Source organism: Bacillus songklensis (assembly GCF_042649685.1).
Classification (GTDB): domain Bacteria; phylum Bacillota; class Bacilli; order Bacillales; family Bacillaceae_H; genus Bacillus_BA; species Bacillus_BA songklensis.
Map to the genome: position 1 here is coordinate 20,828 of NZ_JBHRZT010000005.1, position 22,251 is coordinate 43,078.

Annotated in this window: 19 protein-coding genes and 2 tRNA genes; 19 read left to right on the forward strand and 2 right to left on the reverse strand. The window is 39.0% G+C overall.

Features of this window, described 5'->3' with window-relative positions; translation table 11 throughout:
* Nucleotides 1-2: 2 nt before the first annotated feature.
* The 13 genes from ACFOU2_RS00420 to ACFOU2_RS00480 all read left to right on the forward strand — a co-directional run bounded on the left by ACFOU2_RS00420 (nt 3) and on the right by ACFOU2_RS00480 (nt 12,875).
* Nucleotides 3-956: a ribose-phosphate diphosphokinase gene (locus tag ACFOU2_RS00420; RefSeq protein WP_377911199.1), complete on the forward strand. Its 954-nt coding sequence runs from the start codon at nt 3-5 to the stop codon at nt 954-956.
* 125 nt (nt 957-1,081) lie between these two features.
* Nucleotides 1,082-1,717 carry a 50S ribosomal protein L25/general stress protein Ctc gene (locus tag ACFOU2_RS00425; RefSeq protein WP_377911201.1) on the forward strand — a complete coding sequence of 212 codons (636 nt, stop codon included), beginning with the start codon at nt 1,082-1,084 and terminating at the stop codon, nt 1,715-1,717.
* Between the two features lie 92 nt (nt 1,718-1,809).
* Nucleotides 1,810-2,370 carry an aminoacyl-tRNA hydrolase gene (gene pth, locus ACFOU2_RS00430; RefSeq protein WP_377911203.1) on the forward strand — a complete coding sequence of 187 codons (561 nt, stop codon included), beginning with the start codon at nt 1,810-1,812 and terminating at the stop codon, nt 2,368-2,370.
* A 61-nt stretch (nt 2,371-2,431) separates the two neighbouring features.
* The gene (locus tag ACFOU2_RS00435; protein WP_377911205.1) at nt 2,432-2,662 is read left to right on the forward strand and encodes an anti-sigma-F factor Fin; all 231 of its coding nucleotides are present in this window, start codon (nt 2,432-2,434) and stop codon (nt 2,660-2,662) included.
* 71 nt (nt 2,663-2,733) lie between these two features.
* Nucleotides 2,734-6,267, forward strand: coding sequence for a transcription-repair coupling factor (mfd, locus tag ACFOU2_RS00440; RefSeq protein WP_377911207.1), 3,534 nt, complete (start codon nt 2,734-2,736; stop codon nt 6,265-6,267).
* A 459-nt stretch (nt 6,268-6,726) separates the two neighbouring features.
* Nucleotides 6,727-7,263: a stage V sporulation protein T gene (gene spoVT, locus ACFOU2_RS00445; RefSeq protein ID WP_377911209.1), complete on the forward strand. Its 537-nt coding sequence runs from the start codon at nt 6,727-6,729 to the stop codon at nt 7,261-7,263.
* A gap of 259 nt (nt 7,264-7,522) precedes the next feature.
* Nucleotides 7,523-9,139, forward strand: a complete 1,617-nt coding sequence (locus tag ACFOU2_RS00450; protein ID WP_377911211.1) for a putative polysaccharide biosynthesis protein — start codon at nt 7,523-7,525, stop codon at nt 9,137-9,139.
* A gap of 15 nt (nt 9,140-9,154) precedes the next feature.
* A complete protein-coding gene (locus tag ACFOU2_RS00455; protein ID WP_377911213.1) occupies nt 9,155-10,624 on the forward strand; it encodes a bifunctional methyltransferase/pyrophosphohydrolase YabN in 1,470 nt (489 codons plus the stop codon).
* A 23-nt stretch (nt 10,625-10,647) separates the two neighbouring features.
* Nucleotides 10,648-10,911, forward strand: a complete 264-nt coding sequence (locus ACFOU2_RS00460) for an RNA-binding S4 domain-containing protein (RefSeq protein ID WP_377911257.1) — start codon at nt 10,648-10,650, stop codon at nt 10,909-10,911.
* 135 nt (nt 10,912-11,046) lie between these two features.
* Nucleotides 11,047-11,352 (forward strand): sporulation protein YabP, encoded by a 306-nt coding sequence (gene yabP, locus ACFOU2_RS00465; protein ID WP_377911215.1) that lies wholly within the window; start codon nt 11,047-11,049, stop codon nt 11,350-11,352.
* Nucleotides 11,349-11,972, forward strand: a complete 624-nt coding sequence (gene yabQ, locus ACFOU2_RS00470; RefSeq protein WP_377911217.1) for a spore cortex biosynthesis protein YabQ — start codon at nt 11,349-11,351, stop codon at nt 11,970-11,972. Before yabP ends, yabQ begins: the two co-directional genes overlap by 4 nt.
* A 2-nt stretch (nt 11,973-11,974) precedes the next feature.
* A complete protein-coding gene (locus tag ACFOU2_RS00475) occupies nt 11,975-12,358 on the forward strand; it encodes an FtsB family cell division protein (protein WP_377911219.1) in 384 nt (127 codons plus the stop codon).
* A gap of 73 nt (nt 12,359-12,431) precedes the next feature.
* Entirely contained in the window at nt 12,432-12,875 is a 444-nt protein-coding gene (locus tag ACFOU2_RS00480) for a S1 domain-containing RNA-binding protein (RefSeq protein ID WP_377911221.1), read from the forward strand.
* Between the two features lie 435 nt (nt 12,876-13,310).
* Here the strand turns inward: ACFOU2_RS00480 and ACFOU2_RS00485 are convergent.
* Nucleotides 13,311-13,382, reverse strand: a tRNA-Glu gene (locus ACFOU2_RS00485).
* Between the two features lie 11 nt (nt 13,383-13,393).
* Nucleotides 13,394-13,467: transfer RNA gene (locus ACFOU2_RS00490), tRNA-Met, on the reverse strand.
* A 290-nt stretch (nt 13,468-13,757) separates the two neighbouring features.
* Here ACFOU2_RS00490 and spoIIE point away from each other — a divergent pair.
* The 6 genes from spoIIE to ftsH all read left to right on the forward strand — a co-directional run bounded on the left by spoIIE (nt 13,758) and on the right by ftsH (nt 22,141).
* Nucleotides 13,758-16,235: a stage II sporulation protein E gene (gene spoIIE, locus ACFOU2_RS00495; RefSeq protein WP_377911223.1), complete on the forward strand. Its 2,478-nt coding sequence runs from the start codon at nt 13,758-13,760 to the stop codon at nt 16,233-16,235.
* A 135-nt stretch (nt 16,236-16,370) separates the two neighbouring features.
* Nucleotides 16,371-17,108 carry a VWA domain-containing protein gene (locus tag ACFOU2_RS00500; protein WP_377911225.1) on the forward strand — a complete coding sequence of 246 codons (738 nt, stop codon included), beginning with the start codon at nt 16,371-16,373 and terminating at the stop codon, nt 17,106-17,108.
* Nucleotides 17,077-18,066 carry a protein kinase domain-containing protein gene (locus ACFOU2_RS00505; RefSeq protein WP_377911259.1) on the forward strand — a complete coding sequence of 330 codons (990 nt, stop codon included), beginning with the start codon at nt 17,077-17,079 and terminating at the stop codon, nt 18,064-18,066. The genes ACFOU2_RS00500 and ACFOU2_RS00505 overlap by 32 nt, the downstream gene beginning before the upstream one ends.
* A 114-nt stretch (nt 18,067-18,180) precedes the next feature.
* The gene (tilS, locus tag ACFOU2_RS00510; RefSeq protein ID WP_377911227.1) at nt 18,181-19,560 is read left to right on the forward strand and encodes a tRNA lysidine(34) synthetase TilS; all 1,380 of its coding nucleotides are present in this window, start codon (nt 18,181-18,183) and stop codon (nt 19,558-19,560) included.
* 29 nt (nt 19,561-19,589) lie between these two features.
* Nucleotides 19,590-20,129, forward strand: coding sequence for a hypoxanthine phosphoribosyltransferase (gene hpt / locus ACFOU2_RS00515; protein ID WP_377911229.1), 540 nt, complete (start codon nt 19,590-19,592; stop codon nt 20,127-20,129).
* A gap of 104 nt (nt 20,130-20,233) precedes the next feature.
* Entirely contained in the window at nt 20,234-22,141 is a 1,908-nt protein-coding gene (ftsH, locus tag ACFOU2_RS00520; RefSeq protein ID WP_377911231.1) for an ATP-dependent zinc metalloprotease FtsH, read from the forward strand.
* The last annotated feature ends 110 nt before the right edge of the window (nt 22,142-22,251 follow it).

Below are 22,251 nucleotides of genomic sequence, written 5' to 3' on the forward strand. Positions count from 1 at the left end.
AAATGTCAAAACAATATGGTGACGATAATTTAAAAGTATTTTCGTTAAATTCAAACGCTGGATTAGCTGAAGAGATTGCAAAAGTGATCGGCGTAGAACTTGGACAATGCTCAGTTACACGTTTTAGCGATGGAGAAATTCAAATTAATATTGAAGAAAGTATTCGCGGCTGCGATGTATTCGTTATCCAATCGACAAGTGCACCCGTTAACGAACACATTATGGAATTACTCATCATGATTGACGCCTTAAAGCGTGCTTCTGCTAAGACAATTAGCATTGTTATGCCTTACTATGGTTATGCTCGCCAGGATCGCAAAGCGCGTGCGCGCGAGCCGATCACAGCTAAATTAGTAGCGAACTTATTAGAAACAGCAGGTGCAACGCGTGTGATTACATTAGACTTGCATGCACCGCAAATTCAAGGTTTCTTTGATATCCCAATTGACCACTTGGTAGGGGTTCCGATTTTAGGAGAATACTTTAAGAGTAAAAACCTTGAAGATATTGTTGTGGTATCCCCAGACCATGGTGGGGTAACACGTGCAAGAAAATTAGCTGAGCGTTTAAAAGCTCCAATCGCCATCATTGATAAACGCCGCCCGCGTCCGAATGTAGCGGAGGTTATGAACATCGTTGGTAACATTGAAGGCAGAACAGCCATCTTAATCGATGATATGATTGATACAGCAGGAACAATTACTCTTGCTGCCAATGCCCTTGTAGAAAACGGTGCAACAGATGTATATGCTTGCTGTACACATCCGGTGTTATCTGGCCCAGCTATCGAGCGTATTCAAAATTCTAAAATTAAAGAATTGGTTGTAACAAACTCCATTAATTTACCGGAAGAAAAGAAAATTGAGAAATTGACTCAATTATCAGTAGCGCCGTTAATCGGGGAAGCGATCATCCGGGTTCATGAAGATTTATCAGTAAGTACGTTGTTCGATTAATAAAGAGAGAAAGAGGCACCGCCCATAGGCAGTGTCTCTTTTGTGTCTTAAGTTCCATGTTTAACAAGAAGAGAATTGGGGAACGTTTATATTAGACAATTATTAGGCATGGAAGGTGAAATAGATTGAGTACATTATTAAAAGCAACTGAACGCAAGGATTTAAAACATTCAACGACTACGAGGCTGAGGAAACAAGGAAACTTCCCGGCAGTGGTATACGGAAATAAAGTGGAATCAAAACCTATCTCTATTAATAGTGCAGATTTTATTAAGGCGATCAGAGAATCAGGACGAAATGGTGTTTTGACATTAACGGTCGATAACGATAAATTCTCCGTAATGCTTCACGATATTCAAACCGATCCATTAAAGAGAGAAGTACTTCACGCGGACTTCCAGGTGGTAGATATGTCTAAAGAAGTCGAAGTGGACGTAAATATCGTCTTAACGGGTGATGCACCTGGCGTGAAGGAGGGTGGAGTCATGCAGCAGGCCATCCACCAAGTATCGGTTCGTGCCCTTCCGCAAGACATCCCCTCTTCTATTGAAATCGACGTATCCAACTTGCAAATCGGTGACACGGTTACGGTGGAAAACATCGATACAAACGGCAAGTACGAACTTAACCATGAGCCGAGTGAAACGATTGCTTCTATTCTCCCTCCTAAACAAGAGGAGGACATTGACAGCGGGGAGCAGCAAGATGAGCTAGATGAGGCGGAAAAAACGGAGAATACAGAAGAAAAAAGTGAAGAGTAAATGAAAAGACGTGACCATAAAAGGTTACGTCTTTTCGTATGAATTGATTATAATAAAGATAATGCGAGTATTTTGGAAAGGAGTACACTTATTTGAAACTGATTGTAGGATTAGGCAACCCAGGGAGAGATTATGAATATACAAGACATAACATCGGGTTTATGATTATTGATGAATTGGCCGATCGTTTTAATATTCGATTGGATAAAATGAAATTTAATGGCTTATATGGGCAAGGAATAGTAAAAGGTGAAAAAGTCATATTATTAAAGCCGTTAACATATATGAATTTATCAGGAGAATCAATTCGCCCGTTAATGGATTATTATAATATCGAAATAGAGGATTTTTTGGTTATTTATGATGACCTTGACTTGCCTCAAGGCAAAATCCGGCTTCGAACAAAAGGAAGTCCCGGGGGACACAATGGAATTAAATCCATTCAGCATCATTTGAAGACGCAAGAATTTAAGCGAATTCGGGTTGGCATCGACCGGCCTCAAAATGGGATGAAAGTAACGGATTATGTACTTGGAAGATTTACAAACGAAGAAATGGTATTATTAAAAGAGGCCATCCATAAATCTGTTCTAGCAAGCGAAGAATGGATAAATCGTTCATTTTTGGAAGTGATGAATCTGTATAATGGTTAAGTGATGAATAAACCGCCTCCTAAATGTCCATAATAGCAGTAAAACAATTGGGAGGATATCTATGTCTATCCATTACTTTTGCAGGCATTGCGGCTGTAAGGTGGGAGCGATCGATCAAACAACGCTTGACAGTAAACAACTTGGTTTTGATCATTTAACCTCACAAGAAAGAAAAGAATTCATTCACTATCATGCAAACGGTGACATGTCCATCAAAACGATTTGTGAGGATTGTCATGAAGCATTAGATAGAAATCCAGATTATCATCAGTTTGAAACATTTATACAGTAAATATAGCTTTGGTGTAAAACCCAAAGCATTTTTCTGTTTATATAAATCGTTTCACGAGAGGAGGGAATCCTTTGATAGGGATTAAAAAGCATTTTTATACAATGGAAGATATACAAATAATTATTCAGAGTTTGGAAGAAGGATTGAGGGAACAATTGATTGCGGGCTTATCGGGCTCTGCCCGTTCGGTTCTGGCCGCTGCTTTGCATGAGCAGAAACAATACCCTCTTTTAATAGTGACTCATAATTTATATCAGGCACAAAAAGTTTACGATGATTTAGTGAATTTATTGCCGAGTGAACAAATATTTCTGTATCCTGCCAATGATTTGATCGCCTCAGAGTTGGGAACAGCAAGTCCAGAACTTCGGGCACAGCGTATTGATGTGCTGAATTATTGGAGTTGCCAATCAAAGGGAGTGATTGTCACCCCAATCTCTGGATTAAGAAAAATGTTGCCTCCTAAAACGCTATGGCAAAAAAGTCAGTTGACTTTTAAAGTAGGAGAAGACGTTGAATTAGATGAGCAATTGATGAAGTTAGTATCGTTAGGATATGAACGTGTAGGCATGGTTGCATCTCCTGGTGAGTTTAGTATTAGGGGCGGAATTATTGATATTTATCCTCTGACAGAAGAGCTTCCTGTGCGTATTGAGTTATTCGATACAGAGATTGACTCGATTCGAACGTTTACGATAGAGAATCAACGCTCTCAGAAAAAGATGGAGCAGGTAACGATAGGGCCTGCCATTGAAACCATTTTTACAGAAGAGGATCTACAAAGAGGAATTGGCTCATTAGAAAAGGGACTTTCAGAAACGGTCAAAAAAGTGAAGGATCCGGCTGTAAAAGAAAAAATTCTTGAACATGTAGGACAAGAGCTTGAGCAATTGAAACAAGGCTCTATTCCTGAGCATATATTTAAGTACCTATCTTTATTCTATGAAAAGCCTACAAGTTTACTAGATTATGTTCCAGATGAGACAGTGGTCATTCTTGATGAGACGACTCGGATTCATGAGACGTCAGATCAACTGGATAAAGAGGAAGCCGACTGGATCACGGATTTATTATCAACAGGTAAAATCATTCATAATGTCACGTTTTCACAGAAATTAGGCAATCTAATCGGGAAAACGAACAAAAGACGTATTTATTTATCTTTATTTTTAAAGCACATTCCGTTTACAAACCCTCAAAATATTGTAAATATATCCTGTAAATCCATGCAGCAGTTTTACGGGCAAATGAACTTGCTGAAAAACGAAATTGATCGCTGGATGAAAAGTAACACAGCTGTTGTGATGCTTGGGGCTGACCAAGAACGTGTCGAAAAGCTTGAACGTGTATTAGCCGATTATGATATCCAGGCATCGATTCTTTCGAGCGACAGTGACATCGTCCAAGGCAATGTTCAAATCTTAGAAGGGGACTTACAGGCTGGATTTGAGCTTCCGATGCATAAGCTTGCGGTGTTGACAGAAGAAGAATTGTTCAAAAAACGTATCAAGAAAACTCAGAGACGTCAAAAACTTTCCAATGCAGAGCGAATTAAGAGCTATTCGGAGTTGAATGTAGGCGATCATGTTGTTCACGTGAATCACGGAATCGGAAGATATTTAGGGATTGAAACGTTAGAAATTAACGGCATCCATAAAGACTATATTCACATTAAATATGAAGGCAGCGATAAATTATATGTCCCTGTCGAACAGATTGATCAGGTTCAAAAGTATGTCGGATCTGAAGGAAAAGAGCCAAAGCTTTATAAGTTAGGCGGAAGCGAATGGAAAAAGGTTAAGAAGAAAGTCGAATCCTCTGTACAGGATATTGCTGACGATTTAATCAAACTTTACGCGGAACGTGAAGCAAGCAAAGGGTATGCTTTTTCACCGGATGGAGATATGCAGCGAGCATTTGAGTCATCTTTCCCTTACCAGGAAACAGAGGATCAATTACGTTCTATCCATGAGATTAAACGTGATATGGAACGTGAACGCCCAATGGACCGTCTGTTATGCGGAGATGTAGGGTATGGGAAAACAGAAGTAGCCATCCGTGCTGCTTTTAAAGCAATTAGTGATGGAAAGCAAGTGGCCTTCTTAGTTCCAACCACTATTCTGGCGCAGCAGCATTATGAAACCATTAGGGAACGCTTTCAAGAATATCCGATCAATATTGGGTTACTCAGCCGCTTCCGTACGCGAAAGCAGCTTCAAGAGACAATAAAAGGCCTGAAAAATGGAACGGTTGATATTGTCGTCGGTACCCATCGTCTTCTTTCTAAAGATGTTACTTACAAAGATCTAGGGTTACTAATTGTCGATGAAGAGCAACGTTTTGGGGTCACGCATAAAGAGAAAATCAAACAAATGAAAACGAATGTAGACGTGTTAACTTTAACGGCGACGCCGATACCAAGGACTCTGCACATGTCCATGCTGGGGGTTCGGGATTTATCGGTCATTGAAACACCGCCGGAAAACCGTTTCCCTGTCCAAACATACGTTGTGGAGTACAACCCTGGTCTAGTAAGAGAAGCCATCGAACGGGAATTAGCCCGCGATGGACAAGTATACTTCCTTTATAATCGGGTAGAAGACATCGAAAGGAAAGCGGAAGAAATAGCCATGTTAGTACCTGATGCGCGTGTGACATTTGCACATGGGAAGATGAATGAAAATGAACTGGAAGCTGTCATTTTGAGCTTTTTAGAAGGTGAGTATGATGTGCTCGTTAGTACGACCATCATTGAAACGGGTGTTGACATTCCAAATGTTAATACATTAATTGTCCATGATGCGGATAAGATGGGTTTATCCCAATTGTATCAATTGCGTGGACGTGTAGGGCGTTCCAGTCGTGTGGCTTACGCCTACTTCACTTATCGGAAAGACAAAGTGTTAACAGAAGTGGCAGAGAAAAGATTACAGACGATTAAAGAATTTACGGAATTAGGATCCGGGTTCAAGATTGCAATGAGAGATTTGTCAATTCGGGGAGCGGGAAATCTGCTTGGTGCTCAGCAGCATGGTTTTATTGATTCAGTTGGTTTTGATTTGTATTCTCAAATGTTGAAAGAAGCAATTGAAGAGAGAATAGAAACCGGGCAAGAGAAGGAAGAAGCATTTGAAGTAGAAATCAATGTCGATATCGATGCTTATATTCCGGACCACTATATTTCAGATGGACGCCTAAAAATTGAAATGTACAAACGCTTCCGATCCATTGAAACATTAGAGGATGTGGAAGAACTACAAGATGAAATGATTGACCGATTTGGTGATTACCCGGAAGAAGTCGCTTATTTATTTAAGATTGCCGAATTAAAAGTATATGCCAAATTGAACTTTGTCGAATCTATTATTCAAGCTAAACAAAATGTCACAATCCTCTTATCAGAAAAAGCTAGTGAAACCATTGATGGGGCAAAATTATTTAAGATGAGTAACGAATTCGGCCGTATGATTAGCTTAGGAATGGAAGGTAAGAAAGTGAAAATGGTTATTAACACTAAAGGTCTTTCACAAGATAAATGGTTGGATATCGCTTACCAAATGGTCAAGGAACTGCCTAAGGCACAGCGAGAAGGGGTTAAAAGCTAAAAGGTATGGAGGGTGTCCCTCCATACTTTTTTAAAATAAAAAATTTCCATTTTTTTCAGAAAAGGAGTTTGGATAAAAAAGGACGAGGGTACAAATTATACAACGAAGTGATACATCCTCTTTTATCCCGCTCTAATGGGCAGTAAGATTCCCCCCTGCTGCAAGCTCTGTTCAAACTGCCTGTAAGAGCCGGAGGAGTTTAACTAACACTCGGGGGTGGGGTGAACAAAACCCCTGCCGAGTGTAGTTACACTTTATAAAAATTTAAGGTTTAGTTTTGAAAAAGGTTGTTAACGATTATGTTGGGGACTTTTTAACAAAAAAAGATACTGTTGGTGTATAGAAGTTCAATTGTGAAGGATACTAATTTCAACAATGGTGATATCTTCAATCAAAGGACATGATGAACATTGTCACCAAATATTTTTCAATCATCATATGAAAGTGAGGCTTCCATGGATGAAAGCAACAGGTATTGTTCGTCGTATTGATGATTTAGGTAGGGTAGTCATACCGAAAGAAATTAGAAGAACATTGCGTATTCGTGAGGGAGATCCATTAGAAATATTTGTGGATCGTGATGGAGAAGTCATTTTAAAGAAATATTCTCCAATCAGCGAACTTAGTGATTTTGCAAAGGAATATGGAGAAGCCCTGTATGACAGTCTAGGCCATCCGGTGTTAATTTGTGACCGGGACGTTTTTATTGCTGTAGCAGGTGGATCTAAGAAAGAATATTTAAATAAGAATATTAGTGAACTTGTAGAAGAAGTAATGGAAAGCCGCAATTCAGTATTAGTGACTGAACAAAAACAGATTGAGCTTGTAGATGGTAATGAAGAAGATGTTGTTTCTTATACAGTTGGACCAATCGTGGCAAACGGTGATCCGATAGGGGCCGTTGTCATCTTCTCCAAGGATAAATCATTAAGCGAAATTGAACATAAAGCAGTCGAAACAGCAGCTGGATTCTTATCCCGTCAAATGGAGCAATAAAAACAATCTTTGGTGAGACAAGCTTTAGGAATTTATTTTATACTAATTCTTTCTCCCGTTATGTTAGTGATAAGAGTATGGGTACACATTGATTATCGTTATTGTGTAAGCAATCATTCACAAATAATAGGGTGTTCAAAAAGCATTTGGCTTTTGGGCACCCTATTATTTTTGGCTGTCCAGCCATATTCTATTCGGAACTCATGATATAATTACTGGTGTTCTTTTTTGAAAAGGATAGGAAGGACGAGTATGATAGGTGAAAAGAATAGATGAACATATAACAGAAAGACCGCTGCGAAGGTTGTTGAATGGTGCTGTCATTTTAACTATGGCGGCATTGGTCTCCAAAATACTAAGCGCCGGATATCGGATTCCATATCACTATATAGCTGGTGATGTAGGATTTTATATCTATCAGCAGATTTATCCTTTTTACGGCTTAGCCGTATTATTTAGTACATACGGATTTCCAGTCATCATCTCTAAGTTGATTGCGCAAGAGATGGGGAAAGGGCGTAGGGAATCGGTTTTTCATATTGTAAAAGTCTCTTTTACTGCCCTGCTTCTCCTAAATGTTTTATTATTTTCCATTCAGTATGGAGCAGCTGAACAAATTGCGGATTTAATGGGGGATGCCCAACTGACGAACCTTATAAAAATCGTTTCATTTTCCTTTTTGCTGACTCCTTTTATTGCCGTAGCAAGAGGATATTATCAAGGACAAAATAACATGATTCCCACCGCTGTGTCACAAGTAGTGGAACAAACGGTTCGAGTGTCCGCTATCCTTGTTTTTTCATATTCCTTATTAAGCAAGGGATATGGAGTATATAAAGCAGGGGCAGGAGCAATAGCTGGTTCAGTTGCCGGAGGATTTGCATCTCTTGCTGTTTTACTCTTTTTTCTTTCAAAGCATCAAGGGGGCCTTTTTTTTACAAAGTCAAAAGGAGTGACTGTACAAACAAAAAAAATTTTACAAGCTCTATTCATTCAAGGGACATTAATCTCCATTAGCAGCATGGGAATCTTATTGATACAATTCATTGATTCATTTACTTTGTATGCACAGCTTGTTGAAAATGGATTGGACGAACACGCGGCAAAATCCATAAAAGGGATCTATGACCGCGGTTTACCTCTCATTCAGTTAGGTACAGTTGTAGGTACAGCATTTTCCCTTTCATTGGTTCCGGTGATTTCTGCAGCCATTGTGAAGAAGGACTATAGTCTTCTAAAGGAAAAAACGGAATTGTCCATTCGGTTGTCTTTTGTAGTGGGAGTGGGAGCCGTTTTAGGACTGATTGGAATCATGGAACCAACCAATATTATGTTATACGGCGATGTATTAGGGACAGGGATGCTGAGAGTATTTTGTGTTATGATTTTATTTACAACGCTTGTCGCCGCATCAGCCGCTATTTTACAAGGAATGGACCATGCCGGAATATCTGCTCTGACAATGGTGGCAGGAATGGTCGTAAAGTGGGTATTGAACATGGTACTGATTCCTGCATATTCAACAACAGGAGCTGCTGTTTCTTCTGTTGTAAGTTTTGCTCTTATTGCTGTTATGAACAATTTATACCTTTATAAAAAGCTTGGATTTCCTGTTATTAAAGGGAGAACATTATGGCTGACATTCAAAGCTGGTGCAGGAATGTTGCTGGTGCTGCTTATCTATAAAGAGGTATGGCAATGGATTAGTCCCTCCCTTCTTGAACGGAACTGGAGAGTAGTTTGGGAAGCGTTAAGTGGCGTTGCAGTAGGAGGCCTCTTTTATGGTTGGATGATTTTACGAAATCACCTGTTTACGAAAGAAGAAGTGTTAAAAATCCCTTATGGGGACAAACTGTCTAAATGGATGAAATCCTAAATGGAGGATTGAAATATGGAGAAAAAAATTACAATTATTGGATTAGGGGCTGGAGATCTTAACCAATTAACCATTGGAATGTGGAAAGAGCTGAAAGACGCGGAGCATTTATTTTTAAGGACAAAAGAGCATCCAGTCGTGGGCGATTTGATTACAGAAGGAATTTCCTTTACCTCTTTTGATGAAATTTATGAGCAATGGGATACATTCGAAAAAGTGTATGAAGAGATTGTGGAAGAGTTATTTAAGGCTGCTCATGAAAAAGGTGCAATTGTGTATGCGGTACCTGGGCATCCCCTTGTTGCAGAGCGTGCCGTTCAACTTTTGCTTGGGCAAGGAATGGAAAGAGGAGTGGAGGTGACGGTAAAAGGGGGACAAAGCTTTTTAGATCCTATTTTTGCTGCTTTACATATCGATCCCATTGAAGGATTTCAGCTTTTGGACGGAACGGCACTTAAAAGAGAGGAGATCCAGTTAACCAATCATGTGTTAATTGCCCAGGTTTATGACCAATTTATTGCTTCTGAAGTAAAGTTAACATTAATGGAGGAATTGCCGGATGATTATGAAGTGTTTATTGTAACGGCGGCAGGCAGTCATTTAGAAGAGATTAAAAAGGTGAAATTATATGAGTTGGACCGTGAAGTGACATTAAACAATCTAACGACTTTATATGTGCCGCCAGTGAAGCAGTCAGAGACTTTGTATCATCAGTTTGAAGCACTCCGTGAAATCATTGCAACACTGAGGGGACCAAATGGTTGTCCTTGGGATCGAAAGCAAACACATGAATCTTTAAAGCCTTATTTAATTGAGGAAGCCTACGAGTTAATTGAAGCGATTGATGAACAAGACGATGATCATATCATCGAAGAACTTGGTGATGTTTTGCTCCAAGTGATGTTACATGCTCAAATTGGTGAAGATGATGGAATGTTTAGTATTTCGGATGTGATTCGAATGCTATCGGAAAAGATGGTGCGACGTCATCCACATGTGTTTGGAAGTGTAAAAGTGGAAGATGCAGAAGAGGTCGTGTCAAATTGGAACGACATTAAAAAGAAGGAAAAAGGAATGAAAGAAGAATCCCTCATACAGGCCGTACCTAAACAAGCTACAAGCTTAATGAAAGCATATCAGTATCAAAAAGCCGCTGCTAAAGCAGGGTTTGATTGGAAAGATGTTCAGCCTATGTGGGAAAAAGTAAAAGAAGAAATCGACGAGTTTCAGGAAGAAGTAAAACATGCCGAAGATAAAACAGAGGCAATGAGCAAGGAATACGGGGATATTTTATTTGCGTTAGTGAATGTAGCGCGGTTCTATAAGATTGATCCTGAAGTGGCTTTGGCGGGAACAAATCAGAAATTTGCTCGACGTTTTCAATACATTGAAAAGCGGGTAAAAGATTTAAATCGCCCCTTTTCGGCGTTTACTCTTGAGGAACTCGATCAATTTTGGAACGAAGCAAAGGAAAACGGACTGTAAGAAAGGGAGAGTGTTTTGGGATGATGAGACTAGACAAATTTTTAAAGGTTTCTCGCTTGATTAAAAGACGAACCTTGGCCAAAGAGGTGGCTGATCAAGGACGTATCAGCATCAACGGAATAACAGCTAAAGCAAGTACGAATGTAAAAGAGGGCGATGAATTAACGATTCAATTCGGGACAAAACGAGTAACAGTTAAAGTAGAGTCCTTGCAGCAAACAGCCAAAAAAGAAGAAGCGGGCAATTTATACACAGTTATAAAAGAAGAGAAAATTGTAAACGAATAAGGGTTTTTGTCTTAGGAGGGCTTGTTCTAAATTTTTTTTCATCCTCATATGTTTAAACAAGAGAAGGTGAGAGCGAAATATGTTTATAAATACCAGAGACATAAGAGCTCTCATTTATTGAGGTGGGGGATGAAAATGAACCAATATTATGAAACAGGCAATGCTAATAAAGATCATACTCCAAATCATGATGTTATCATGAAAGGTCGAAGGCTCTTAGATATTACAGGTGTTAAACAAGTAGAAAGCTTCGATAACGAAGAGTTTTTATTAGAAACTGTAATGGGTTTTTTATCTATTAGGGGTCAAAATCTTCAAATGAAGAATTTGGATGTAGACAAAGGGATTGTCTCGATAAAAGGGAAAGTTTTTGATATCATTTATTTAGATGAAAATCAATCGGAGAAAGCTAAAGGATTTTTTAGCAAGTTATTCCGATGACGTTAACCACTCAATTTTATACCATTCTTTCAATGATTGCGATGGGCAGCTATTTAGGTGCTGCCCTCGATACGTATCAATTTTTTTTAAATCGCCCCAAAAGAGCGGGCTGGATTGTCTTTATTAACGATGTATTATTTTGGGCGCTACAAGCATTGTTGTTTTTTTATGTATTATTTTATGTGAATGAAGGGGAACTGCGCTTATATGCTTTTTTAGCTATTTTGTGCGGTTTTGCTGCGTATCAAAGTTTATTTAAAACTGTTTATATGCGCCTTTTAAAAATGATCATTAACATGATTGTTCTAACATACGGTTTTGTAGTTCGACTAATTCAGCTGCTGATTGTGAAACCTGTTTTGCTGGTTTCTCGCCTTTTAGTAATGATCCTTTTGTTTGTATACAAAAGCCTTTTGGCATTGTTGAAAATTACCTGGAAGATTGTATGGGCACCTATTCGCTGGATTGGAATGATTATATGGCGAATGATGCCTAAAAATGTAAAGAGCTTTTTACATTCTTCTTTTAAGTATGTAGAAGGATTTTACAAAAAAATCAAGAATACGAAACAAAGGATAAAAGCGTGGATCGATTATTTTAAAAAGAAGGAGGACAAGTAGTAATGAGTGCCATACGAAAAAAGAATGTGACGCAATTAAATACAGAATATGTTTCCCAACAGCAAATCATGCAAGAGAGCTCTAACCGGAAGCGTATAGGGCTCATTAGACGTTTGACCGCTTTTGGAGTTCTGGCTGTTATCATATCTGTATTTATGATTTCTACTCTTATCTCGCAGGCCTCAACCATCTCGGATAAGAAAAAGGAAAAAGTACAATTAACCGAGCAGTTAGCGCAAATGAAACAAAAAGAAAAACATTTAAAAGATGAAGTTGTGAAATTAAATGATGAAGAATACATTAAAAAGATTGCGAGACGGGACTACTTCTTATCAGAAAAAGGTGAAATCATCTTCAATGTGAAAGACGGGTCTTCATCTGATTGACAGCATAAAATCGCTTTAGGTATAATTATAATAAATCGTTTTTGTATATTTTTTAAGGAGGAGCATTTTTTTTATGTCAATTGAAGTAGGCAGCAAGTTACAGGGAAAGGTAACAGGCATTACTAATTTTGGAGCGTTTGTGGAGCTGCCAGAAGGCTCAACAGGCTTGGTTCACATCAGTGAGGTTGCGGATAATTATGTTAAAGACATTAATGATCATTTAAAGGTCGGTGACCAAGTAGAGGTTAAGGTCATTAATGTAGAAAAAGACGGTAAGATCGGTTTATCTATAAAAAAAGCGAAAGAACAACCTCAAAGCCGTGAAGGCCGTGAAGGATATCGTCCAAACCGCAATCGAAATCATGATCGCAATCGAAGTCATGAACGCGATCGTGGTGGAAAAGAAAATTTTGAACAAAAAATGGCACGCTTCTTAAAAGACAGCGAAGATCGCTTATCTTCCCTGAAGCGTCACACTGAGTCTAAACGAGGTGGACGCGGAGCAAGACGAGGCTAACTTGTTGTTTATTAATAAATAAAGATGAATCGTATGGTTACACTCTTAACTTAGTTAAGGGTGTTTTTGTTTTATTGAACAGTTTGATAAGGAGGAATGCGGCGGGTATTGATAGTGCCATAAAGTGATTACAGCAAGTAGAAGTTACGAAAAAACCAGTCGTTACGGATGAAATCGTAATCGGAAAGCGTACGGTTGAGGAAACTCAAAAAGTTGCAGATATGATTAAGAAAGAAGAAGTTCATATTGATCGAGATGGAAATCCTCGTGTAGAAGGGGACAGTGAATTAGAAGGTTCATTAGAAATAAAAATAAGTGAAAAATTGTAAATTTTGATGTAAAAAGTGAAATAAGGCTTGAAAAGATAATGTCCTTAGAAACTTTTACCATTAACCTAATAGAAAAGGCACTGCTCAGAAGCAGCGCCTTTTCTTATGACCCGTACGGGATTCGAACCCGTGTTACCGCCGTGAAAGGGCGGTGTCTTAACCGCTTGACCAACGGGCCATTTTATAAAGTAGCGGCGGAGGGGATCGAACCCCCGACCTCACGGGTATGAACCGTACGCTCTAGCCAGCTGAGCTACACCGCCATGTTTTGTTCTTTAAAGGACAATTAATATAATATCTATTTTAAATTAGAAAGTCAACATATTTTTTAAAAAAGTAGATGAGAAGAAAAAAGGAATAATCTTTTCTTTTTACGACACATTTCATAACTTCATGATCATTATACACTGATATCCTCACATTTTGTATGGTTTTTGTAGGAAGAACAGAAAATAGTCGAACGATTCTTTTATTCTAATAGTTCTTTTGACAAAAAATGAAAGTCACATTCTATATAATTACATATAAGTATATTTATTCGGGTGGTGAAGACATGCAAAAGACAGAGAGAAACTATGCAGGACCGGTAACGGAAGTAGTGTTTAATAGAACGAAATTGGAGTTCTCAAAATTTTGGAGCCAGGTGAATATTAAGGCAGAAAAAGTCATGTTTGAGTGGGGGCTGCTATTACTTGCGGTGGGATTTTTATTGGGACGAGCCCTTATTTTAACAAAGATTATGCCATTTGCCCTTCCGTTCATCGCGACCGTGTATATGATGAAAAGAGAAAAAACGGGCATAGTCGTGTTAGCTGTTTTAGCGGGAGCTTTTTCGATCTCTGTTCAAAATGGGGGATTTATCCTGGCCTCGATCGTGATGTTTTTAATTTTTAATCGATTGAGTCATATCATTGATGTTGACGAATTTAAAAAGCTTCCTTTCACCATTTTTTTTACGATGCTCTTTACCAAGCTGAGTATGTTTTATTTATTAACGAAACAATTGGGTAGTTATGATGCGTTGTTTGCTTCAGTAGAGGCAGGATTGAGCTTTATTCTGACCATGATCTTTCTTCAAAGTGTTCCCCTTTTATCTAATAAAAAGAATCGTCAATCATTGAAAACAGAGGAAGTTATCTGTCTTATCATTCTTTTGGCTTCCGTCTTAACGGGTACAATTGGATGGGAGGTTTATGGACTTTCCTTTGAACATATTTTATCCCGCTATTTGGTGCTGGTGTTTGCTTTTGTAGCAGGAGCTACTGTCGGCTCGACTGTCGGGGTTGTAACAGGGTTAATTTTAAGTCTAGCCAATGTAGCGAGTTTGTATGAAATGAGTTTGCTGGCATTTTCCGGTCTATTAGGGGGATTGTTAAAGGATGGAAAGAAATTCGGCACTTCCATCGGTCTTCTCATTGGAACATCATTAATTGGTTTATACGGTCAAAACAATCAAATTTTATCAGTGAATTTATATGAATCAATCGCGGCTGTCCTGCTTTTTCTTCTCACTCCTAACGTTTGGATTCGAAAAGTGGGAAGGTTGATACCTGGTACAAATGAAAATACCGTAGAACAACAGCAGTATTTACGTAAAATTCGCGATGTGACCGCGACCAGGGTAGAACAGTTTTCAAATGTGTTTGATGCCCTGTCAAAAAGCTTTTCTCAAAATGGCTTGTATGAAGAAACGCAAAGCGAGACGCGGGACATCGATTTTTTTCTAAGCAATGTAACAGAACGAACTTGTCAGCTTTGCTTTAAAAAAGAACAATGCTGGGCTTACCAGTTTGATAAAACATATGATTATATGAAGGGGATTATGCAAGGAATCGAACAAGGTACTCTTCAACAAAATACAAGGCTATTACGGGAAATGGACAAGCATTGCGTGAAAGCCAACAAGGTCGTTGATGTAATTGAGCAGGAATACACATTCTTTCAGGCCAATCAAAAGTTAAAACAACAAATAAGAGAAAGCCGCCGGATTGTAGCCGAGCAATTGTCCGGCGTTTCTCAGGTGATGCAGAATTTTGCTCAGGAAATTAAGCGAGAAAGAGAAAATTTGCACATTCAAGAAGAGCAAATCTTAGAAGTATTAAAGAACTTTGGAATTGAAGTCAATCAAATTGAAATATATAGCTTGGAGCAAGGAAATGTAGATATTGATATGTGGACTCCGTTTTGCAACGGAAGAGGAGAGTGTGAAAAGTTGATTGCCCCTATGCTTTCAGATATTTTAGGGGAGACAATTGTCGTCAAGCGTGAAGAATGTGCGTCCTATCCTCAAGGATATTGCCATGTTTCCTTTGGTTCGACCAAAGCCTATGTTATAGAAACCGGAGTGGCACATGCAGCTAAAGGAGGGGGATTTGTATCGGGAGACAGCTATGCCACACTTGAACTTAACTCAGGAAAATATGCCGTTGCCATTAGTGATGGAATGGGAAATGGTGAAAGGGCTCACTATGAGAGTCATGAAACGCTTCAGCTGCTCAGACAAATTTTACAAACAGGTATAGAAGAAACAATCGCAATTAAATCAGTAAATTCTATTCTGTCACTTAGAACGAATGACGAAGTATTTTCTACTTTAGATTTGGCCATTATCGATTTGCAAGATGCCAACTCAAAATTCCTGAAAATTGGATCAACTCCAAGCTTTGTTAAAAGAGGAGATAAAGTAATTAGGATCCAAGCAAACAACCTTCCTATGGGAATTATCGAAGATTTTGAAGTGGATGTTGTAAGCGAGCAGCTTAAAGCTGGTGACTTGCTTATTATGATGACAGACGGTATATTCGAGGGTCCTAAGCATGTTGAGAATCATGATATGTGGATGAAACGGAAAATTTCCGAACTTCAAACCTCTGACCCTCAAGAAGTAGCCGATTTGATTATGGAAGAAGTCATTCGAACTCGTTCAGGAATGATTGAAGACGATATGACAGTAGTGGTGGCGAAGATACAGCATAATATTCCGAAATGGTCTTCTATACCTGCCCTCAGCTATAAAAAGAAAGCTTTATAAAGTATAGAAGAGGGACTTGGCAGCATGTTCTTTATGCTGCCAAGTCCCTCTTTTGAAATGTCCTCTCCTTAAAGGTATATTTTTCAAGATGGCCGTCAAAGATGATAATATTCATACAAGTAGGAGGGGATTAGAGTGAAGAAAGGAACCATCAGGCAAATGCTTGTTATTACAGATGGAGGCTCTAATACAGGAGAAGACCCTATTGCTATGGCGGCATTGGCAAGAGAACAAGGAATAACGGTAAATGTCATTGGTGTGATAGAAGAAAATATTATTGATGAACAAAGTATGAAAGAGATTGAAGGAATTTCCATGTCGGGCGGAGGAGTAAGTCAGATTGTCTATGCAAAAGAACTTTCCCAAACGGTCCAAATGGTGACAAGGCAAGCGATGACTCAAACACTTCAAGGGGTCGTAAACAAAGAGCTTCAACAAATCTTAGGTTCACGTGTCCAGATGGAGGATTTGCCTCCTGAAAAAAGAGGCGAAGTCATGGAGGTTGTAGATGAATTAAGCGAGACTGTGGACTTAGAAGTGCTTATTTTAGTTGACATGAGTGCAAGTATGAAAAGTAAACTGCCAACTGTAAAAGAGGCACTGTTGGATTTGTCGTTGAGTTTAAACGCGAGGATAGGAGATAATATGTTTGCTATTTTCTTATTTCCTGGGAAAAAGAACGATGTCGAAAAATTACTGGATTGGAGTCCAAAGTTAGAATCCATGTCTACGATTTTTCCGAAGCTAACAGCAGGAGGCATTACGCCAACTGGTCCGGCTATTCGCGAAGCTTTGCATTATTTTAAACAAAAACGCTCGTTAAGGAGTTTATTGACTCGTGATGAACGATCTGCTGAAGAATCAGGTATGTAACTTATCGACAGGGACAGTTGTCAAAGGAAAATGGCATCATCATGCGTACCGCATTGTTAGAAAACTGGGCTCAGGGGCAACGGGTGTTGTGTATTTGGCTGAATCAGCCAAAGTGTTAGTAGCATTGAAGATTAGCTTTAATAATATGTCTGTAACATCAGAAGTGAATGTACTTAGACATTTTGCTAAGGCCCATGGGAAAGTCCTTGGGCCTTCTTTGCTAGACGTTGATGATTGGGAGAGTCCATTAAGTACCTCTCCGCTTTCTTTTTATGTCATGGAATACTTAAAAGGGGAACCTTTTTTAACCTTTGTAAAAAAAAGAGGTGCGGAGTGGACAGGGATTTTAACATTGCAATTATTGAATGACCTTCATCATCTTCATGAATCGGGCTGGGTGTTTGGAGATTTAAAACCAGAAAATTTAATTGTAACGGAATCACCTATTAAGATAAGGTGGTTAGATGTAGGCGGAACAACTCTACAGGGAAGATCAATCAAGGAATTTACGGATTTTTATGACCGGGGATACTGGGGGCTTGGGACAAGAAAAGCTGAGCCCTCTTACGACCTGTTTGCTGTAGCAATGATTATGATAAATACGGCTTATCCGAAGCGTTTCGCGAAACAAGAAAACGGTCTTTTTCAATTGAAACAAATTATTGAATCAAATCAAATATTAAAATCGTATCACCATTGTTTATTCAAAGCCTTAACGGGGAAATATAACCATGCCTTGCAAATGCGGGCGGATTTGCTGAGGCAAATAAGCGGCCAGCCTTCAAAAGAACCGGTAGGGTCAAAAAAAGCCACCCATACTCAGAAAACCAATCCAAAAAAGATACAGAGCAGAATAGCAAAGAGAAGAAAGAAAAGATATCATGTCCTCGAAACGATTTTATTGTTTTTATCTTTAATGGTTGCTTATGCTATGTATGTGTTAATTCAAACATGGTAAAAAACTTTTGAAGAAAATGTGAAACTTTTTATTATGTTTTTCGTATATACAGAAATAATGATACATTTAACATAGAGTAGTGAATTTATCTTTGTTAAGGGTTGATTTTGTCAGATGAAACAGCAAGTAGAACAATTTATGGAAAGACATTCATTAATAGAGCCCGATAAAACGGTTGTAGTAGGTGTTTCCGGAGGCCCTGATTCGCTAGCATTGCTGCATTTGTTGTGGAGTATGAGAGAAAGAAAAAAGATCACGATTGTGGCGGCGCATCTTGATCATATGTTTAGAGGAAAAGAATCAGAGGAAGACATGGAATATGTAAAGATGTTTTGCCGGGAACGAAACATTTTATGCGAGACGGCTCAAATTGATGTATCGTTGTATCAACGAGAAAAAGGACTAGGTGCCCAAGTAGCTGCCCGTGAATGCCGGTATCAATTTTTTGAAACAGTGATGAAAAAATATAAAGCTTCCTATCTTGCCCTGGCTCACCATGGAGACGATCAAGTCGAAACAATCTTGATGAGATTGGCGCGGGGAAGCACGATGACGGGTTATGCAGGAATGCAGATGAAGCGCCCGTTTGCTGGAGGGAATCTTGTTCGACCGTTTTTGACAGTTGAGAAAACCCAAATCCTAGCTTACTGTGAACAAAATGCCTTACAGCCCAGAATTGATAAGAGTAACGAAAAGGAGACTTATACAAGAAATCGATTTCGCCACCATGTCTTATCTTTTTTAAAAGAAGAAAATGCTCATGTTCACAAACAATTTCAATCATTTAGCGAAAAATTGTTAGAAGATGCTCAATACTTGGAGGAATTAACAGTCCAAGCAATGAATAAAGTAATGAAAAGAAAAAAGGAGGAAGTACTCCTCACAAGAGATGCGTTTCTTGAAGTGCGTAAACCTTTACAAAGGAGAGGGATTCAACTAATATTAAACTATCTTTATAAGAAAGTTCCTCCATCTCTTTCCTCGGTTCATGTTGACAACCTTTTGATCTTTCTTGAAAGTGAGCAGCCCTCCGGTGTGCTTCATTTTCCCGACGGTTTAAAAGTTGTTCGTTCATATAACGATTGTTTGTTCACGTTTCACCAGGAAGAAGTTCTTCCCTATATGTATGAGTTAACGATGCCTGGGTATGTGGATTTGCCAAACGGTCGTCAAATCGTATGTGAAATACATAACCAACTTCCTATAAGGGTAGGAGGAAATGATTTTTTTGTATTGGATATTCATGAGTTGACATTGCCTCTGATCGTTCGCACAAGAAAAAAAGGCGATAAAATAGCCGTTAAAGGGATGAAGGGCACCAAAAAGGTAAAGGATATTTTTATTGATGAAAAAATACCCTTGGAACAACGAGGTACTTGGCCTATTGTAGAGGATGGTTCAGGTCGTATTTTATGGCTGCCTGGATTAAAAAAGTCAGCTTATGAATTTGACTCCATACATGGTAGAAAGTATGGTATTTTATACTATAAGTAGTGAAGAACTTCTAGGAGGCAAGTAAGCAGATGAATCAAGATATTAAAGAAATTTTGATTACAGAGGAAGAAATTCAAGAAAAAGTGAAGGATTTGGGTAAACTGTTAACAGAGGAATACAAAGATAAGTTCCCTTTAGTTATCGGTGTATTAAAAGGCGCTATGCCTTTTATGTCAGACTTAGTAAAACGAATTGATACATATTTAGAAATGGATTTTATGGATGTATCAAGCTACGGTCATTCAACAGTATCATCTGGAGAAGTCAAGATTATTAAAGACTTAAATACCTCCGTAGAGGGAAGAGATCTTCTGATTATGGAAGATATCATTGACAGCGGATTAACGCTTAGCTATTTGGTGGAATTATTCAAACACCGCAAGGCAAATTCTATCAAAATTGTGACCCTTTTAGATAAGCCAACAGGGCGAAAAGCTAAAATCGAAGCTGATTATGTCGGCTTTAACGTCCCGGATGCATTCGTAGTAGGCTACGGATTGGATTATCAAGAGAAATATCGCAATTTACCTTTTATTGGCGTTTTAAAACCGGAAGTGTACAGCAATTAAAAGTCGACTATAAAGTATGATTGGTTGCAGCTAAATTGTTGTATAGGATAAATTTTCTATGATACTATTTAATATAGTTTGTTTACTATGGGAGGAGGTAAGGGATGAATCGCATCTTCCGTAATACCATATTTTACTTGCTCATTTTTTTAGTAATCATTGGTGTTGTCAGTTTTTTTAGTGGTTCAAACCAACAAACTGAGCCAATGAGTTACGATACATTCATTAATCATCTTGAAAAAGGTGATGTTGAATCCCTCTCCATGAAACCGGAGCGGGGAGTCTTTGAAGTACGAGGCAAGCTTAAATCGTATGATGAAGATAAGCAATTTTTAACGTATATCACAAACGGTGATCAAGCTTTACAACGTATTGATGCAGCAGCCCAGAGCTCTAAGGTTGAGATCTTGCCTGCTGAAGAAACAAGCGGTTGGGTAACGTTCTTCACATCCATTATTCCGTTTGTCATTATCTTTATCTTATTTTTCTTCTTGCTAAATCAGGCGCAAGGCGGCGGTAGCCGAGTCATGAACTTCGGGAAAAGTAAAGCAAAGCTTTATACTGAAGAGAAAAAGAAAGTAAAATTCAAAGACGTAGCTGGTGCCGATGAAGAAAAACAAGAATTAGTCGAAGTGGTAGAGTTTTTGAAGGACCCCCGCAAATTTGCTGAGTTGGGTGCTCGCATTCCGAAAGGGGTTTTACTCGTAGGCCCTCCAGGGACAGGTAAAACATTATTAGCGAGAGCTGTAGCGGGTGAAGCTGGTGTTCCATTCTTCTCTATCAGTGGTTCTGACTTCGTTGAAATGTTCGTCGGAGTCGGTGCTTCTCGTGTTCGTGATTTATTTGAGAATGCGAAGAAGAATGCACCGTGTATCATCTTCATCGATGAAATCGATGCAGTTGGTCGTCAACGTGGTGCAGGTTTAGGCGGCGGTCACGATGAACGTGAACAAACACTAAACCAATTGCTTGTTGAAATGGATGGATTCGGAGCGAACGAAGGAATTATTATCGTTGCGGCGACTAACCGTCCAGATATTTTGGATCCTGCCTTATTACGTCCTGGCCGATTCGATCGCCAAATTACGGTTGACCGTCCAGATGTGAATGGACGCGAAGCGGTATTAAGAGTACATGCCCGCAATAAGCCTCTAGATCAATCTGTTGATTTAAAAGCAATTGCTATGCGTACACCAGGTTTCTCTGGTGCTGATTTAGAAAACTTATTAAATGAAGCAGCACTGGTAGCTGCAAGACAAGATAAAAAGAAAATCGATATGACAGATATTGATGAAGCAACTGACCGTGTCATTGCGGGTCCTGCGAAGAAAAGCCGTGTTATTTCTCAAAAAGAGCGTAACATCGTTGCCTACCATGAGGCAGGACATACCATTATCGGTGTTGTACTAGACGAAGCTGATATGGTTCATAAAGTAACTATTGTGCCGCGTGGTCAGGCTGGCGGATATGCGGTTATGTTACCAAAAGAAGATCGTTACTTCATGACAAAGCCGGAGTTGTTAGATAAAATCACTGGGTTGCTTGGCGGACGCGTTGCTGAAGAGATTGTGTTCGGCGAAGTAAGTACAGGCGCTCATAACGACTTCCAGCGTGCGACAAGTATTGCTCGTCGCATGATAACGGAATATGGAATGAGTGATAAGCTTGGTCCGATGCAATTTGGTCAATCTCAAGGTCAAGTGTTCTTAGGACGCGATCTTCATAACGAACAAAATTACAGTGATGCCATTGCTCACGAAATTGATATGGAAATGCAGCGTTTCATTAAAGATTGTTATGAGCGTGCAAGACAAATTCTAACTGAAAATCGCGACAAGCTTGAATTAATTGCACAGACGCTTTTAAAAGTAGAAACGTTAGATGCAGCGCAAATTAAGCATTTAGTAGAACAAGGAAAGCTTCCTGAAAGACCTTCGGACTTAGAACCATCAGAAGATGTAAAAGTGAACATTCAACCTAAAAAAGATGAGCCGCCAATAAAAAATGATTAATAATGTAAAAAACTAATGTTTTCATCCTGTGAGCGGCAACTTTTGATGAAAACCTCAAACTCGCCCTTTATCTCTCTTTATCAGTGAGGTAAAGGGCGAGTTTTTTTTGT